We start from the raw sequence: 391 nt of genomic DNA on the forward strand, positions 1-391 counted from the left end.
GAAGCCGCGATTCGGGAGTGGGTCACGGGTCTCGTGGGCTCGGAGGATGTGTATAAGAGACAGATCACCGACCCGCTCCAATGGCCTGGCAGCGATGCTGTCCAAGCTCAAGGCATACGCCGCGGCGACGCTGAAGGCTTGAGCGCGACCCGCCGAAACGTTACCTACGGCGCGCGCTGCCTGGCGCTCGTCGAGCAAGGCGTCGATGCGTGCCGCGTCGATGGTGGCGCCGCCGCCGGCCTGCTTGAACCCTGTCTCTTATACACATCTGACGCTGCCGACGACAACGTTCGGGTGTAGAACTCGGTGGTCGCCGTATCAGTAGAGAGGGGGGGGGGGGGGGGGGGGGGGGGGGGGGGGGGGGGGGGGGGGGGGGGGGGGGGGGGGGTGG

The 391-nt window shown here is 69.3% G+C and carries 1 protein-coding gene; it reads left to right on the plus strand.

The window, feature by feature from the left end:
- A partial coding sequence (locus JHD67_RS21640; protein ID WP_233172177.1) for a hypothetical protein occupies nucleotides 1-300 on the plus strand: 300 nt, incomplete at its 5' end.
- Between the last annotated feature and the right edge of the window lie 91 nt (nucleotides 301-391).

Source organism: Dyella sp. ASV21 (assembly GCF_016428975.1).
Lineage (GTDB): Bacteria > Pseudomonadota > Gammaproteobacteria > Xanthomonadales > Rhodanobacteraceae > Dyella.